Raw genomic sequence first — 14,600 nt, forward strand, 5'->3', positions numbered from 1 at the left:
AGTTGTAAAAAATTTCATAGGAATTTTAACTATATTTTAAGGCGGACATTATTAAGTCTATATTATTACAAAATATTGACTTAATAAAAAACTATGATAAAATTGAATATGTAATAATTTAATAGATCTTATAGGTTTTGTATAAGGCGTTTTTAAAATGAACAATGAAATGATAATATTCTACATTAATTACATCATTTTAGATGCCGTGAATTAATAGGGAAGTTGGTTAAAGTCCAACACAGCCCCCGCTACTGTAAGCACTACTTATGAATAGTTATTCCACTGAGTCTATGACTTGGGAAGGAGTTTCATAGGGTTTGATGTGTAAGTCAGGAGACCTGCCTATAAAGAGTTAATCAATAACTTCGGAGGGAGGTTTTATGTGTGAATTATACGTATATTAATCTATCCTTAAGGATGGATTTTTTTATTTGCATAAAAGACGGCTACTAACTATTTATCATCTAAATAATTTTGAAGTTTAAAATTAAAAAAGATGGAGGGTTTAGTTATGAAGAAAAAATATCAAATTGCGCTAGGGGTATTTCTTGCAATGCTAGTTATACCTACAACTGCTTATGGAATGCATATTATGGAAGGCTTTTTATCACCAGGATGGTGTATTGCTTGGGGAGCAATAACTATACCATTTATTATAGTTGGCTTTTTCTCAATAAAAGAAAAAATAAAAATTAATCCAAGATTAAAAATGCTAATAGCTATGGTAGGTGCTTTTGCCTTTGTTCTATCAGCATTAAAAATACCTTCAGTTACAGGTAGTTGTTCTCACCCAACTGGAGTAGGCCTTGGAGCTATTCTTTTTGGACCAACAGTTATGAGTGTTTTAGGATTTATAGTTTTAATATTTCAAGCATTACTTCTTGCTCATGGTGGATTAACTACCCTTGGAGCGAACACTTTCTCTATGGGAGTAGTTGGACCTTTTGTATCTTATTTTATATATAAGTTGTTTAAAAAATCCAATGCTTCTCAATCTGTATCTGTGTTTGCAGCTGCAATGTTAGGAAACTTAATGACCTATGTAACAACTTCAATCCAATTAGCCCTAGCTTATCCTGATCCTACAGGTGGAATTATGGCATCTTTAGGGAAATTTATGGGGATTTTTGCTGTTACTCAGCTGCCACTAGCTATAAGTGAAGGATTATTAACAGTGATAGTTTTCAACCTTTTATATAAATATAATCAAGAAGAACTTATAGAATTAAATGTTATAGGCAAGGAGGCATAATAGATATGAGTAATAATGGTAAAAGTAAAAATATATTGAAAACAAATATACTATTAGCTCTTTTAGTTATAGCATTAGCAGTTTTTCCACTTTTTATAGCTAAAGATGCTGAATTTGGGGGAGCTGATGGTGAGGCTGAAGAGGCTATACTAGAAATTAAAGAAGGCTATGAACCTTGGTTTTCACCACTTTTTGAACCAGCAAGCGGAGAAATAGAGAGTCTTTTATTTGCATTACAAGCAGCTCTTGGAGCAGGTGTTGTATGCTACTTCTTCGGATTTGCACATGGTAAATCTAAAAAAATTGAAAGTGAGAGAAAATGATTTCAATTGATAAATTAGCTTATGTATCTGGATTAAGAGAAGTTAATCCTATGGAAAAATTTTTATTTTCAATAATCACAATGATAGTTTGTATAGCTTTGAATTCTATTGTTACTTCTCTAATAATATTACTACTAATGGGAAGTATTACTATTATAAAAGGGAAAGTATCCATTAAATCTTATGGGGAATTAATTTTAATTCCCCTTGCCTTTTTAGTTATAGGACTTTTAACTGTAGCAATAAGTGTAGTTGAACCAGATTCAAATGCATTATTTAGTTTTGTTATATTTAACCTAAAACTAGGATGTACAAGAGAGAGTTTAATTATTGCAGCTAAAGTATTCTTTAAAGCTCTAGGATCAGTTTCCTGTCTTTATTTTCTTGCACTAACTACGCCTATGTTTGAAGTCTTAATGGTGCTTGGAAAATTTAAGGTGCCTAAATTATTCATTGAATTAATGGGACTTATATATAGATTTATATTTGTTTTATTAGATACAGCAAATAGTATATTTATATCTCAAAATTCTAGGCTTGGATATGCTACCATGAGGCTTGGATATCATTCACTTGGAAAATTAATTGCTTCCTTATTTATAACCTCTTATAAAAAATCACAGCAAATATACATAGCCATGGAATCAAGGTGTTATGATGGTGATATAAGATTGATAGAAGAGGAGTATAGGGTATCAAGTTTAAATATATTTTTAATAGTAGGACTACAAGTGGTCTTAATTGCTATTAGTCTTCTAACAAAAAATATGGGAGGAATAATCTGATGAAGGAATATTTAATAGAAACAGTAGATTTGTGTTTTAAATATCCTGATGGCACTAAGGCCTTGAATAATATAGATTTAAAATTAGAAAAAGGAAAAAAGATATGTTTTCTAGGAGTTAATGGCTCTGGTAAGTCAACTCTATTTTTAAATTTAAATGGAGTTTTAAAGCCTACAACAGGACACATATTATATAAAGGAGAAAAGATAAAATATAATCAAAAATCTCTAATGGAGTTAAGAAAAAATGTAGGAATTGTATTTCAAGATCCTGAAAGTCAACTTTTTTCAGCTAGTGTATATCAGGAAGTTTCCTTCGGAGCTATGAATCTTAATCTAGAAAAGAAGGAAGTAATAAATAGGGTGGATAAAGCTCTAAAAGATACTAATACTTATGAGTTTAAGGATAAAGCAGTACATTTCTTAAGCTATGGACAAAAGAAAAGAGTATCTATATCAGATATACTTGTCATGCAGCCTGAAATTATAATACTAGATGAACCTACCTCAAGCCTTGATCCAAAGCATACAAAGGATGTTGTTAATATATTTAATGATATAAACGAAAAGGGTATAACTGTAATACTATCTACTCATGATGTAGATTTAGCATATTCTTGGGCTGATCATATTATAGTCATGAAAGGTGGAGCTATAGTTAAAGAGGGCAATCCTTATGATATATTTTCAGATGAAAAATTAATAGAAGAATGTTATTTAGAAAAGCCTCTAATTCTCGATATATATGAACATTTGAAGGATAAGGAGATTATAAAAGAAAAAGAGTCTATACCTAAAAATAGAAAACAACTCTTGGAAATGATTAATTAAAATAAAGGAACTCACTCCAATTAAGGTTGAGTACCTTTTTTTATTTAAAGATTATAGTTATTGTATTTATAACTAAGTTTATCAAAGAAAGGAGTACTATACTTTAGGAAGAATTGAATCATAGGACCGGCTGCGAGTACCATGAATACCGTGCCCAATCCAATAGAGGACGTTTGACCAAGTAATAATCCTAAACATAGTCCTAGGGATTCAACTAATACTTTGGATTTACGAAGAGAAAATTTAAAACTATCACGAACAGTTACCATAAAATAATCAAAGGAACTAGGCGGAAGACCTGAAACCAAATAAAGAGATGCGCCTATGGAGATAAGTATTAATCCAGGCATAAATATTAGTATTTTATGTAGGTAGTTAGAATTAGGTATGTAATTTAGTAATAATAGCCAAAGGTCTATAAAAATACCCATTATCAATGAAGTTATAAGGGTGGATATTCTAGGAATTTTTTTAATAAGGATACCACATATAGATAATTGGATAATTGAAATTACATTAACCCAAGTACCATAGGTGAGTCCTACATGATAAACTAATCCCAAATTAACTAAATCCCAAGGGCCAACACCAAAGGAGGAGTGAACTACTAAGGCAACGCCAAGTGTTAATATCCATAATCCAATTAGAAAAAATATAATTTTTATTTTATATGTGGCATTAATTTTATTTATAATATTCTTCATTTAAATTTTCTCCTATGTCATATTATTAGATTAGAACTAATTAGTGTAATTATGCTAATTATAGTTTTATATAATTTATAATTCAAATGATTTTGAATTATAAATATTAATGTATCCAAATATATACTATAAAATGTATCATATTTACAATATAAACCTATTAATGATTTATACAAAATGGGATTATTGTGTAGAAGTCTATAGAATAGATAAAATTGTTAGCTAAAAATGAAACAAATTATTTATTGAAATTGTTTCATTAAATGGTAATATATAACTAAATAAAATATTGTTAGGAGGTATATTATGAAAAAAGGTAAACTCTTATCTGCGATAATGGCTTTAGCTTTTACACTTTGTTCAACAAGTACTTCTTTAGTAAAAGCAGAATCTGGTGAAGAAAAGGTTTTTCAATTACAAGATCAGACAGCAGCTATTGATTCTATTTACACTTATGGAGGACCTGTAGATATTTCTATTGGGGATGAAGAAAAAATTATTGAAATGCTAAAGAAAGAAGGCAAAATATCAAAGGATGCTAGCTATAAAGAAGCTTATAAACTTTACAGAGAATACATGAGTAAAGCTGCTAAGTCAAATAAAAATATAAAGCTAAGCAAAATGGAGAGAGATCTAAAGGCAAAACAAAATCAAAAAGTACAAAAGTATATATTTGAACAGAGTAAACCGGATGCTAATCCTAAAAAAGTAAATGTTTTAGTACTTTTAGTAGAATACCAAGATTATAAGCATAATAGTATAACTCCTGAAGAAACAAATATGCATTATAAGAATTATGATAAGAAGCATTTTGAGGATATGATTTTCGGGGATAATGGATATAAGGGCCCTAATGGAGAAAATTTAATATCCATGAAACAATATTATAAAGAGCAGTCAGGTGGAAGTCTTTTAATAGAAGGAAAAGTAGCAGGCTGGTATACAGCACCAAAGGATGCAGCTTATTATGGTGAAGAGGTAGGCTCTAACCATGATTCAAGACCAAGAAATTTGATAGCTCATACTTTAATGGAGGCAGCAAAGGATCCTAACTTAAATTTTGCAGATTTTGATAGTGAGGATATATATGACTTAGATGGAGATGGAAACTATAATGAACCTGATGGAATAATAGATCATGTGATGGTTATTCATGCAGGAATGGGACAAGAAGCAGGAGGCGGAAACCTAGGAACTGATGCTATATGGTCTCATAGATGGAATTTAGGTGGATTATTTGAAATTCCAGGAACTAATATGAAGGCTTATGACTACACTATTGAACCAGAAGATGGAGCAGCAGGGGTGTTTGCGCATGAATTTGGACATGACCTAGGATTACCAGATGAATATGATACGGAATATACTAGTGAATATAGTGAACCTATTTCTAACTGGTCTATAATGTCTTCAGGTAGCTGGGCAGGAAAGATACCAGGAACTGAACCAACAGGTTTTAGTCCATATGCGAGACAGTTTTTCCAAGGCGTATATGGTGGAAATTGGCAAAAACAAGTTGTCATTAATTATGATAAATTAAGTAAAGCAGGTGCAAGGATTGATTTGAGACAAGCTAGTGAAGAAGGACAAGTAGTTAGAATTAATCTACCTGACAAGAAAAATGTTATGGTAATTCCAGTAAGCGGAGAAAATGTTTATTGGGGAGGCAGTGGCAAAGATGGTACAAGCATTTTAAATTCTATGGCTACAAAAGTAGATTTAACTAATGCTACTAATCCAATATTAAACTTTAAAGCGTGGTATGATATAGAGTTTGGGTGGGATTTTGCTTCAGTTCAAGCAAGAGAAGTTGGAAGTAGTGAGTGGACATATTTAAAAGGAAATATAACTACCACAGAGCATGACCCTGAAGCAGTAGTAGTAGTACCTCATGGAATAACAGGAACTTCAATTGGTTGGACTACTGGGACATTTGATTTATCCGGATTTAAAGGTAAGAATATAGAATTAAAGTTCGAATATGCTACAGATAAATATACTTTTGGTACAGGCTTTTATGTGGATGATATAAGTATTAATGATGGAAATAAAATTATAGCATCTGATAACGTAGAGGGGAAGGCTTTATTTAATTTAAGTGGTTTTGAAGTAAATAAAGGGTACGCGTTATCTAATCATTATTATCTTATAGAATGGAGAAATCACCATGGTGTTGATAAGGGATTAGCAAGCATTAATGCTGTAGGACAAACATTTGCTTATGACCCAGGTCTTGTTGTATGGTATGTTGATGATTTTTACACAGATAACTGGACAGGAGAACATCCTGGAAATGGATATTTAGGTGTTGTGGATGCAGACACTAATAGTTTGAAGTGGAAATTCAAAGATGGAACAGAGCTTACAGCTAGTAATAAATATCAAATGCGTGATGCAGCCTTTGGTAAAAATAAGAGTAGTGCATTAAAAATTGATCTTTCTGATGCTTATGGAAGAATATTAGAAGATAATAATCTAACTAAAGAAAATAGATTTTCCGATTCGGATGAGTATTTTAATATTGAAATACCTGAATTGGGAAGAAATATTCCTAAGATTGGATTGTCAATACAAATACAACAACAGCTTAAAGATAATAGTGGAGTATCTTTATCTATTAAGAAGTAATATCTTTAAAATTAGGAAAACTCAAACTTGATTTTGAGTTTTCCTATTTTAAATTTAAGTTTTTAGTATAGCCTTAGAGTTGAGCCAATGAGGTTAATAAGGGAACTGCTACATGCATAGGTCTTGCAGCAGCTAAACTTCTTAAGAGAGATAAGGATGCTATTATGGTAGTGTTACCATCAGATCATTATATAGAAGGAGAAAAGCAATTTTTAGACACCATCAAGCATGGTGTAGAGCTAGCAGAGAGGAAAAGAGGCCTTATAACCATAGGGGTACAACCTACTAGACCAGAAACAGGCTATGGTTATATAGAAATGGGAGATTCAATACAAGGAAACTTACAGACCTATAAAGTGGCCAGATTTACAGAAAAACCCAACGTTGAAGTTGCTAAAGATTTTCTTCTAAAGGGCACCTATCTTTGGAATTCAGGCATGTTTATATGGAGAGCAGATGTATTATTAAGAGAAATGCAAAAATATTTACCTAAGATGCATAATTCTATAAGCGAAATATATAAACATGTTGATGAGGAGGATGAAGAGGAGATTATAAGAAGAGAATATTCCATCATTGATGGTATATCTGTGGATTTTGGGATTATGCAGAAAACGAGAAAAGCATATGTTATAAGAAGTGAGTTTGAATGGGATGATATAGGCAGTTTTGCATCTCTTACCAGATTCTTGGATAGTAATAGGAGTAATAAGGTTATAGGTACAGCATATTTGGAAGGTAGTGAAAATTGCTCCGTATTTGGGAAAAAGAACTTAATTATAGGATTTGGTGTTAAAGATTTGGTCATTGTGGATGCAGGGGATGTTATTCTTATAATGGATAAATCAAAAGACCAAGAAATTAAGCACTTGATAAATGAAATGAAGAAGGAAAAGTGTTTAGAAGAATTTTTATAGATAGCATAGAATTTAGGTAATTGGTAATTACCTAAATTCTTTTATTTGTTTATATATAGTTTGTATGGATATAATTTAAGTATATTTTCAATTTATATAATTTAAATTAGCTTATATAAAAAATATGGTTTAAATTGCTATTAACAACATAGTAGAATTATAGTATTATGTAGCGAGTATAATAAGTGTTAAATAGTAAATATTATGAAGTGCTATAAGTACACTATATGGTTAAGTTTAGACAACATTGGTTCGATAATATAAATAAACTGAAGCATTATATAGACATATTTAGAGGAAAATATTTTAATAAAATTAGGTATATAGTAAAATATTATAAGTAATATAAAAAATAGTTATATTAAATATGTTATAGTAATTATAATTTTAAATAGCCTTAATAAAAGTTTAAATAAATTAAAGGATGATGTAAATGCAGTTTTTAACACCAGGGCAAAGAATTAAAAGATATAGAAAAATGTTAAAACTAACTCAAAGTGATTTTGAGTGTGATGATATGACTAGAAGTTATTTTGGTATGATAGAGGTTGGAAAGAGAAACCTAAATCTAGATATAGCTGAAGTAATTATGAAGAAATTAAATGAAAAGGCTAGAAAATTAAATATAGAACTAGATATAGATGCATATCATTTGACCATGTCTCCCCAAGATGAAGCTAGAGAATATTGCATTAACAAACTTTATGATAATCCCAAGGAGTATGAAATATTTGAAATAATAAATATTTGCAAAGAGTGGGATTTAGCAGAGGTTGAAATTGAAGCACTTAGAACTTTGGGGGATATGTATTATGTGGATAACAGATTCCTAGACTCTTTTATAAAATATAGTGATGCCCTAGACTTATGTAAAAATATAGGAAAAACTGACATACAAAGCTATCTATATAACAGATTGGGTGGGTGCAAATATAATGAATTAGATTATGAAGAATCTATATTATATTTTACTAGAGCTCAGCAATATGCAAAAATTTATGAAGATCCTGAAGTTGAGAGAAAAGCCATATTTAACATAGCATCAGTTTATATCAGATTGCATAAAGTTGATGAAACTGTGGCTTATATTGATTTGTATTTATGTAAGATAGATACAAGAAAAGAGTACATAAACCAATATATACATGCTCATATACTTAAAGCAAATTGTTTGGAAATGAGTGGTAAAATAGAGGACGCTATAGACATACTTAAAAAATTAAGTGATGAAAATTATAATGTTAGTGAAACTTTAAAGGGGAATATATACAATAATCTTGGGGTTTTATATTTTAAAAAAGATGATTTTGATAATAGTCTCAAGGCTTTTAATGAGTCAGAATTAATTAGATTAAAGTATGATGAAAAAAATCTATCTCATACAATAGTAGATAAAGCTTTCTTATATATGAAAATGAAATTGTATACAGAAGCTATAATTTTAGTGAATATTGGTATTGATTTAACGAAAAAGTTTAATGACAGCTATTATCTATTGAAAGCTTACTATTTACTTATAGAAATATATGAAAAACGAGATATGTTAGAGGATGTTGAAAAAACTTATTTAGAGATCATTAGTTTAGTTGAAAGAAAAGAAAACTATAAAGAACAAATTAAGGCTTATTTAAAAATTGGTGAGTTTTATGCTAATCATAATGAAATAGAAAAAGTAATAAAATTTTTACAAATATCACAAAAAGTCATTGAAAAATGTGGCAATTAGATTATAATTAGATTGTATACTAACATTTGATTTCAGGGGGGATATGAAATGAAGGGATTAAAAAAATCAATAGTTGCAATAGCATTAACATTATTAGTTGCTGGAGGTATTGGGCTTTTCGTACTTGGTGAAAATCCACCAATTCAAGTACAATCTTCAGTAATAGAGAATGCTTAATTAATATTTTCCATGTAGAAAGCAATCCATTTAGGATTGCTTTTTATATATAAAGTAATATTTCTAATTTATTATATTACAATTTAAGAAATTATTAAAATATTAAAAAAGAAACATAAAATGTGAGAAATATGTTGCATAAATCTATTTATGTATGTATAATAGAGATATAGAAAGTTTAATATTTATGCCCAAATATTAAATAAATATTATTTAACGAAAATTATTAAACACACAGAAATGGTTTAGTTTTAAATAGAAAACTTACTAATACATAATATAATAATTATTTAATAAATATTATATATAATCAAAGTCATAAGTATTCAGTAAGTAAGGATAGGGTGGTGACGTACAAAGAGTAAATCAACTTAATAAGACTAAGAGTATAATATAAGTAAGTTGATTGAAAATAGAACTTAAAAATAAGGAATTATAATAAATATAATTAACAAATATGATTAATATAATTAACAAATATAGTTAATATAATTAATATGATTAACAAATAATCTTCCTCTCAATAAAAATATATTTCTAGTGTTTTTACATGAGATAAAATGAAACAAGAAAAATCCACGATTTAATTATCGTGGATTTTTCTCATTTCATATTAATTTAAATTACAAATAATGGAACGACTCCTGGGGTCATTCCAAATAATGGGTGATTACTGTTTGTTTATGATAGTGTTGTAGATTTCTAGGGTTTTCTTAGCGGTGTTTTCCCAAGAGAACTCTTTTGATTTTTTTAATCCTATTTTAGAAAACTGATTTCGTAAGCATTCACTACTGAGCATAAATTCCATGGAGGTTAATAATTCATTTTCGTTAAGGGGATTAAATAATAGCCCTGCATCACTAATAACTTCAGGAATTGATGTTATATTTGAGGCTATGACAGGTGCACCACAGCTCATTGCTTCTAGGGGAGGAAGTCCAAAACCTTCATATAAGGAAGGATATACGAATATTTCACAGGCATTATAGTAAATAGGTAGATCTTCATCAGGAGCAAATCCTGTGAACTTTATATATTTAGTCATATTTAAATTTTCTACTAGCTTTACTAATTCTTGAGAGGCATCTCTATAGGATCCTACAATTACTAAATTGTATTCCTTATTCATATGGGGCACTAGCTTAGAAAAAGATGTAATCAGGGAAGCCACATTCTTTCTTTTGCTAAATCCCCCTACGTAAAGCAAGAAAGGTTTATCTACTCCATATTTTTCTTTTATCATAGCTCTACATTTTTCTTTATCAAGAGGAATGTATTTTTTATCAGTGGCTAAAGGGGTTACATATATTTTATCTTCATTTATGGGAAAAAACCTTAATATATCCTCCTTAGAGTAGTTAGATACAGTTATTATTCCGTCACATGAATCTATTACTGAAGGCATTTCCTTAAGAAATTTTATAAGATATCCTCGGCCAACGGTTTCGGGCATAATATATGGAATCAAGTCATGTATAGTACATACTTTTTTGCATTTTATGTTTGAAGATAATCCAATTCCATTTTGGGGCATATGATATATGTCTATATTTTCTCTTTCTAAATTAGAAGGAAAAAAGTTATCTTGGAAAAATCTTTGATATTTCTTGGAGCACATTACTATATTAGAATTGGGCTTTTCAAAAGTTTCATAATTTTTCCCAGACCAATAAATTTGATAAAAATTTTCAATATCTATATTCAATAAGTTTTTCAATAGATTTTCTGTATATGTGCCAATACCACTGCCATTGTACCAATTTATACCACGGCCATCCATTGCTATCCTCATAAATTCAACTCCTTAAAACACTTATATTACATATTAATCATTGATCAAATAAGTGTTACAAATACCTATAGACACCTTCAAAAAATAACTAGTCAGTATACGTGTATATTTGACTAGTTGTTTTTTAAAAATACCTTAAACTAAACACACATTATATGATTTTTTCATATATTACTATATACACAATTAACAACACTCGATGATCAATGCCCTATGAATGTTAAAGTTTTATAGAAAATTCTTTAGCAATCAATCATTGATCATTGATCATTGATTCTTGAAATGGTGGTGATTGTTTGGATAACGAAAATATCAATATTTTATTAAAGAATACCTATGATTTAAATATTATAGGTATTGAGAAAATAAAGAACGTATACAGAGTTGAAACACAGGATGAGATATATTGTTTTAAAGTGGTTAAATATGAACTTGACCATTTTTTATTTATATTAGGAGCTATTAAACATTTAAAGGATAAAGAATTCAGTTATATACCAGATATAATTCAAACATGTTCTGGCGAGGATTATATATCTATTGATGGAAACTTTGCATATTTAACACCCTGGGTCAATGCTAGGGAATGTAACTATGACAATCCCATAGATTTATATAATGCTACAAGGAAATTAGGTGAACTTCATAAAAAAAGTGAAGGGTTTCAAGTTGATGGAACTATGAAACCGAAAATTGGTTGGTTTAAATGGACAGAGGTTTATAGGACAAGAAAAAGTGAAATTATAGATTTTCAAAATAGAATACTAAAGAAAGAAAAGACTTCCAACTTTGATGAATTATATTTGAAAGTTGCAGATCAAGAAGTAAAAAGATGTGAGGCTGCTATTCAGGGATTAATCAAATCTAATTATGAAAGAGTTATGCTAAGTCACGTTACCACCTTTGGCTTTTGTCACCATGATTATGCTCATCACAATGTATTAGTGTCTCAGGATAGAAAAATAAACATCATAGATTTTGACTATTGTATTTTAGATAGTTATTTACATGATTTAAGTAGTCTTATGATAAGGGCAATGAAGTATGGGAAATGGGATATTAATAAAGCTGGCTATATACTAAATAGCTATAGTGAAGTACATGATATAGCTCAAGAGGATATACCTATTATGGCGGCATTTATGGAGTTTCCACAAGATTATTGGCAAAGAGGGGTCCAATATTATTGGGAGAGGAAGTCTTGGACGGAAGAGTTTTTTCTTAAGAAGCTTAATAGCTATATAGAGGATATTCAATATAGAAATGATTTTTTAGATGAATTTAAGAATTTTAAATTATAAACATATACAGGGGAGGTGTGAGTATGAATAAAAACGAAAACGAAGGTTTAAGAGAAGAGATTAGGGACGAGTTTTTAAGTCCAGTAGATGAATTTGATAAAAAGCTTGAAGATATTGAAGAAGAGATAAAAATATTAAAAAAGCTCAAGAAAAGGCAGAAAAAGTTAAATGAACTTCAGGTTAAAAAAGAAGAAATACTCAGAGAAATTAGCAAGAAGACAAAAAATAAACATAAGTAGAGGTGATTATATGAGGAAATTTTTTTATGATAATTTTAGTCAGTACTTAAAGGAGAATGGAGTACGAAGAGTTAACTTTATTCTAAAAGATAACGAGGCTCTAAGTAGAAAGTCTTTAGAAGACAGAGTTATAGGCCAATTAAAGTTAATAAGTGAATTTCATAGAATATCCTGTGGGTTTAATGGATATTTAAAAAGTAGAATAAATAATGATACTTGTAAGCTAATAGAAGATTATAAGGTTCAAATAAAAAAACTATGCAAAAATATAGAGAGAATTAAGAGTAATGGTCCACAAGATGAAGTAGAGGAGTTTATAGCTGAAGAAGGGAGTACTATTCTAAAGAGGGCTGAGGAGGTTATTAATTATATAAATAATAATAACTATATTGACCTAATAGCGAGAAGTATGAAGAATGTAGAGATATGTTTAACAGATGTGGAATTTGATAATTTGAAAAAAGAAGAAGTAATAGAAATTGTAAATTTTGAGGATATAGCATATAACATGGTTGAAATGGATGCATATTATTTATTATCTAAGCTTAAGAGAAGAGGATATAATCTTGATTTTAAAAAATGTATTAAGGAGTTTTGTAGATGTGAAAATCTAGGAGAGGACAGTATGAATTTAATTTTAGCACTAATTTCCTATCCATGTGAATTTATGAGCATATATGAAAAATATAAGAAGAATAAGAAAAATTGGAGTAGTAGTGAATATTTACGAAGAATGAAAAATGCTATAAGAGAAGATGGTAATTCTTTGATTGGAGATGTGAATTATGATAGAGGGTAGATTTAGCGATAAGGGATTTTTAAGCTCCTATGATTTAGATATAGATTTATTTAAAATCTATAATTTAAATGTAATAGATGTTATCCCCCTCCGAAAATCTTATATTATAGCTACTGATAGAGGTAATAAAATATTGAAAAGAGTAGATTATTCTTTAGATAGGCTTAAATTTATAAATAATTCTGTAGAATACTTAATTGCTCAAGGGTTTGATAGATTAGTTAAGTATGACAAGAATATAGATGGACATTTATTTACTTGGTGGAAAAATAATGTTTATATCCTTCGAGATTATTTAGAAGGAGAGGAATGTGATTATAGTAATGAGTTAAATGTATCTATTACTATAAATACTATAGCTGAGATGCATAGAGCATCAAAGGGTTTACCATATGAGCATAATGGAGAATTTTCTAGTTTAAATAAATTTATAATAGGAGAAAAAGACGATGTTAAAAAATTAAAGGAGTATAGAGATAGTATAAATATTTATAGAAATAGAACTGAGTTTCATAAATTATTTACATCCTATGTAGATCAGGCAATAGATTCATTAAATCAAGGGATAAGGCTTATAGAGGAAGCTGATTATCAAAACATATGTCGCAAGGAAGAATATATAGCCTTTTGCTATGAGGATTTAGCATATCAAAACATAGTTATTAAAAATGAGAAAGGATATATTACAGATTTAGATGAGGCATTAATAGATTTTAGAGTACAAGATTTATGCAATCTGATAAGAAGAATGAATAGAGAAGGAATAAAAGGGGAGGATTTAACTAAAAAGGTTATAGATATATATAGTGAAACAAATAGACTTAATGAAGAAGAATTGCAACTTTTAAAAGGTATGTTATTAATACCTAAAAACTTTATAAATATCTCTAAAGATTATTTTGAAAGGAGAAGAAATTTTTCAGAGGAAACAGTGGCTTTAGAATTGAAAAAAATAACAGACTGCATGGAAATAGCTAGTGTATCTTCAAAAAAATAGCTAGTCAGTCTATTTGCTTATTTTATGTAATGCTGCGTCTACAGGTTTCATTGATAACCAAAGTATCAATGAAACCTGTGTTCTTGTTTTACACAAAATTATACTTCGCATGTTTGACTAGTTATTT

The 14,600-nt window shown here is 29.2% G+C and carries 13 protein-coding genes, 1 pseudogene and 1 riboswitch; of the genes and pseudogenes, 12 read left to right on the forward strand and 2 right to left on the reverse strand.

What is annotated here, in order from left to right; all coding sequences use genetic code 11:
• Positions 1-184: 184 nt before the first annotated feature.
• Positions 185-363: riboswitch (cobalamin riboswitch) on the forward strand.
• Positions 364-514: 151 nt separating this feature from the next.
• From ACI48Q_RS13595 to ACI48Q_RS13610, 4 genes are read left to right on the forward strand one after another with little or no spacing between them, the layout of a single operon-like run.
• Positions 515-1,255 (forward strand): energy-coupling factor ABC transporter permease, encoded by a 741-nt coding sequence (locus ACI48Q_RS13595; RefSeq protein ID WP_474919659.1) that lies wholly within the window; start codon positions 515-517, stop codon positions 1,253-1,255.
• A gap of 5 nt (positions 1,256-1,260) precedes the next feature.
• On the forward strand, positions 1,261-1,578 hold the full coding sequence (locus tag ACI48Q_RS13600) for an energy-coupling factor ABC transporter substrate-binding protein (protein ID WP_474919660.1): 318 nt from the start codon (positions 1,261-1,263) through the stop codon (positions 1,576-1,578).
• A complete protein-coding gene (cbiQ, locus tag ACI48Q_RS13605; RefSeq protein ID WP_474919661.1) occupies positions 1,575-2,363 on the forward strand; it encodes a cobalt ECF transporter T component CbiQ in 789 nt (262 codons plus the stop codon). Before ACI48Q_RS13600 ends, cbiQ begins: the two co-directional genes overlap by 4 nt.
• Positions 2,363-3,193, forward strand: coding sequence for an energy-coupling factor ABC transporter ATP-binding protein (locus tag ACI48Q_RS13610; RefSeq protein WP_474919662.1), 831 nt, complete (start codon positions 2,363-2,365; stop codon positions 3,191-3,193). The genes cbiQ and ACI48Q_RS13610 overlap by 1 nt, the downstream gene beginning before the upstream one ends.
• Before the next feature lie 44 nt (positions 3,194-3,237).
• Here the strand turns inward: ACI48Q_RS13610 and ACI48Q_RS13615 are convergent, their stop codons facing one another.
• On the reverse strand, positions 3,238-3,897 hold the full coding sequence (locus tag ACI48Q_RS13615) for a YczE/YyaS/YitT family protein (protein WP_474919663.1): 660 nt from the start codon (positions 3,895-3,897) through the stop codon (positions 3,238-3,240).
• A 306-nt stretch (positions 3,898-4,203) separates the two neighbouring features.
• On the opposite strand from ACI48Q_RS13615, the gene ACI48Q_RS13620 reads away from it, so the two are divergent.
• The 4 genes and pseudogenes from ACI48Q_RS13620 to ACI48Q_RS13635 all read left to right on the forward strand — a co-directional run bounded on the left by ACI48Q_RS13620 (position 4,204) and on the right by ACI48Q_RS13635 (position 9,345).
• Positions 4,204-6,525 (forward strand): immune inhibitor A domain-containing protein, encoded by a 2,322-nt coding sequence (locus tag ACI48Q_RS13620; RefSeq protein ID WP_474919664.1) that lies wholly within the window; start codon positions 4,204-4,206, stop codon positions 6,523-6,525.
• Between the two features lie 95 nt (positions 6,526-6,620).
• A pseudogene (locus ACI48Q_RS13625) lies at positions 6,621-7,442 on the forward strand (mannose-1-phosphate guanylyltransferase); the annotation flags it as partial.
• Positions 7,443-7,875: 433 nt separating this feature from the next.
• On the forward strand, positions 7,876-9,168 hold the full coding sequence (locus ACI48Q_RS13630) for a helix-turn-helix domain-containing protein (protein WP_474919665.1): 1,293 nt from the start codon (positions 7,876-7,878) through the stop codon (positions 9,166-9,168).
• 48 nt (positions 9,169-9,216) lie between these two features.
• Positions 9,217-9,345, forward strand: a complete 129-nt coding sequence (locus tag ACI48Q_RS13635; RefSeq protein ID WP_474919666.1) for a hypothetical protein — start codon at positions 9,217-9,219, stop codon at positions 9,343-9,345.
• Positions 9,346-10,015: 670 nt separating this feature from the next.
• On the opposite strand, the gene ACI48Q_RS13640 is transcribed toward ACI48Q_RS13635, so the two are convergent.
• Entirely contained in the window at positions 10,016-11,137 is a 1,122-nt protein-coding gene (locus ACI48Q_RS13640; protein ID WP_474919667.1) for a glycosyltransferase family 4 protein, read from the reverse strand.
• Positions 11,138-11,433: 296 nt separating this feature from the next.
• Between ACI48Q_RS13640 and ACI48Q_RS13645 the strand changes: the two genes are divergently transcribed.
• Genes ACI48Q_RS13645 through ACI48Q_RS13660 form a run of 4 tightly spaced genes read left to right on the forward strand, consistent with a single transcriptional unit; the run spans position 11,434 to position 14,473 of the window.
• Positions 11,434-12,438 carry a CotS family spore coat protein gene (locus ACI48Q_RS13645; RefSeq protein ID WP_474919668.1) on the forward strand — a complete coding sequence of 335 codons (1,005 nt, stop codon included), beginning with the start codon at positions 11,434-11,436 and terminating at the stop codon, positions 12,436-12,438.
• Between the two features lie 23 nt (positions 12,439-12,461).
• Positions 12,462-12,677 (forward strand): hypothetical protein, encoded by a 216-nt coding sequence (locus ACI48Q_RS13650; protein WP_474919669.1) that lies wholly within the window; start codon positions 12,462-12,464, stop codon positions 12,675-12,677.
• Positions 12,678-12,687: 10 nt separating this feature from the next.
• Positions 12,688-13,476 carry a hypothetical protein gene (locus ACI48Q_RS13655; RefSeq protein ID WP_474919670.1) on the forward strand — a complete coding sequence of 263 codons (789 nt, stop codon included), beginning with the start codon at positions 12,688-12,690 and terminating at the stop codon, positions 13,474-13,476.
• Positions 13,463-14,473: a CotS family spore coat protein gene (locus ACI48Q_RS13660; RefSeq protein WP_474919671.1), complete on the forward strand. Its 1,011-nt coding sequence runs from the start codon at positions 13,463-13,465 to the stop codon at positions 14,471-14,473. The genes ACI48Q_RS13655 and ACI48Q_RS13660 overlap by 14 nt, the downstream gene beginning before the upstream one ends.
• The last annotated feature ends 127 nt before the right edge of the window (positions 14,474-14,600 follow it).

The organism is Clostridium sp. LXY-7 (assembly GCF_056172015.1).

Excerpts from the sequence above, each read along its gene's own strand:
- ACI48Q_RS13595 (WP_474919659.1), top strand. The coding sequence starts at position 515 with ATGAAGAAAAAATATCAAATTGCGCTAGGGGTATTTCTTGCAATGCTA.
- ACI48Q_RS13600 (WP_474919660.1), top strand. The coding sequence starts at position 1,261 with ATGAGTAATAATGGTAAAAGTAAAAATATATTGAAAACAAATATACTA.
- cbiQ (WP_474919661.1), top strand. The coding sequence starts at position 1,575 with ATGATTTCAATTGATAAATTAGCTTATGTATCTGGATTAAGAGAAGTT.
- ACI48Q_RS13610 (WP_474919662.1), top strand. The coding sequence starts at position 2,363 with ATGAAGGAATATTTAATAGAAACAGTAGATTTGTGTTTTAAATATCCT.
- ACI48Q_RS13615 (WP_474919663.1), bottom strand. The coding sequence starts at position 3,897 with ATGAAGAATATTATAAATAAAATTAATGCCACATATAAAATAAAAATT.
- ACI48Q_RS13620 (WP_474919664.1), top strand. The coding sequence starts at position 4,204 with ATGAAAAAAGGTAAACTCTTATCTGCGATAATGGCTTTAGCTTTTACA.
- ACI48Q_RS13630 (WP_474919665.1), top strand. The coding sequence starts at position 7,876 with ATGCAGTTTTTAACACCAGGGCAAAGAATTAAAAGATATAGAAAAATG.
- ACI48Q_RS13635 (WP_474919666.1), top strand. The coding sequence starts at position 9,217 with ATGAAGGGATTAAAAAAATCAATAGTTGCAATAGCATTAACATTATTA.
- ACI48Q_RS13640 (WP_474919667.1), bottom strand. The coding sequence starts at position 11,137 with ATGAGGATAGCAATGGATGGCCGTGGTATAAATTGGTACAATGGCAGT.
- ACI48Q_RS13650 (WP_474919669.1), top strand. The coding sequence starts at position 12,462 with ATGAATAAAAACGAAAACGAAGGTTTAAGAGAAGAGATTAGGGACGAG.
- ACI48Q_RS13655 (WP_474919670.1), top strand. The coding sequence starts at position 12,688 with ATGAGGAAATTTTTTTATGATAATTTTAGTCAGTACTTAAAGGAGAAT.
- ACI48Q_RS13660 (WP_474919671.1), top strand. The coding sequence starts at position 13,463 with ATGATAGAGGGTAGATTTAGCGATAAGGGATTTTTAAGCTCCTATGAT.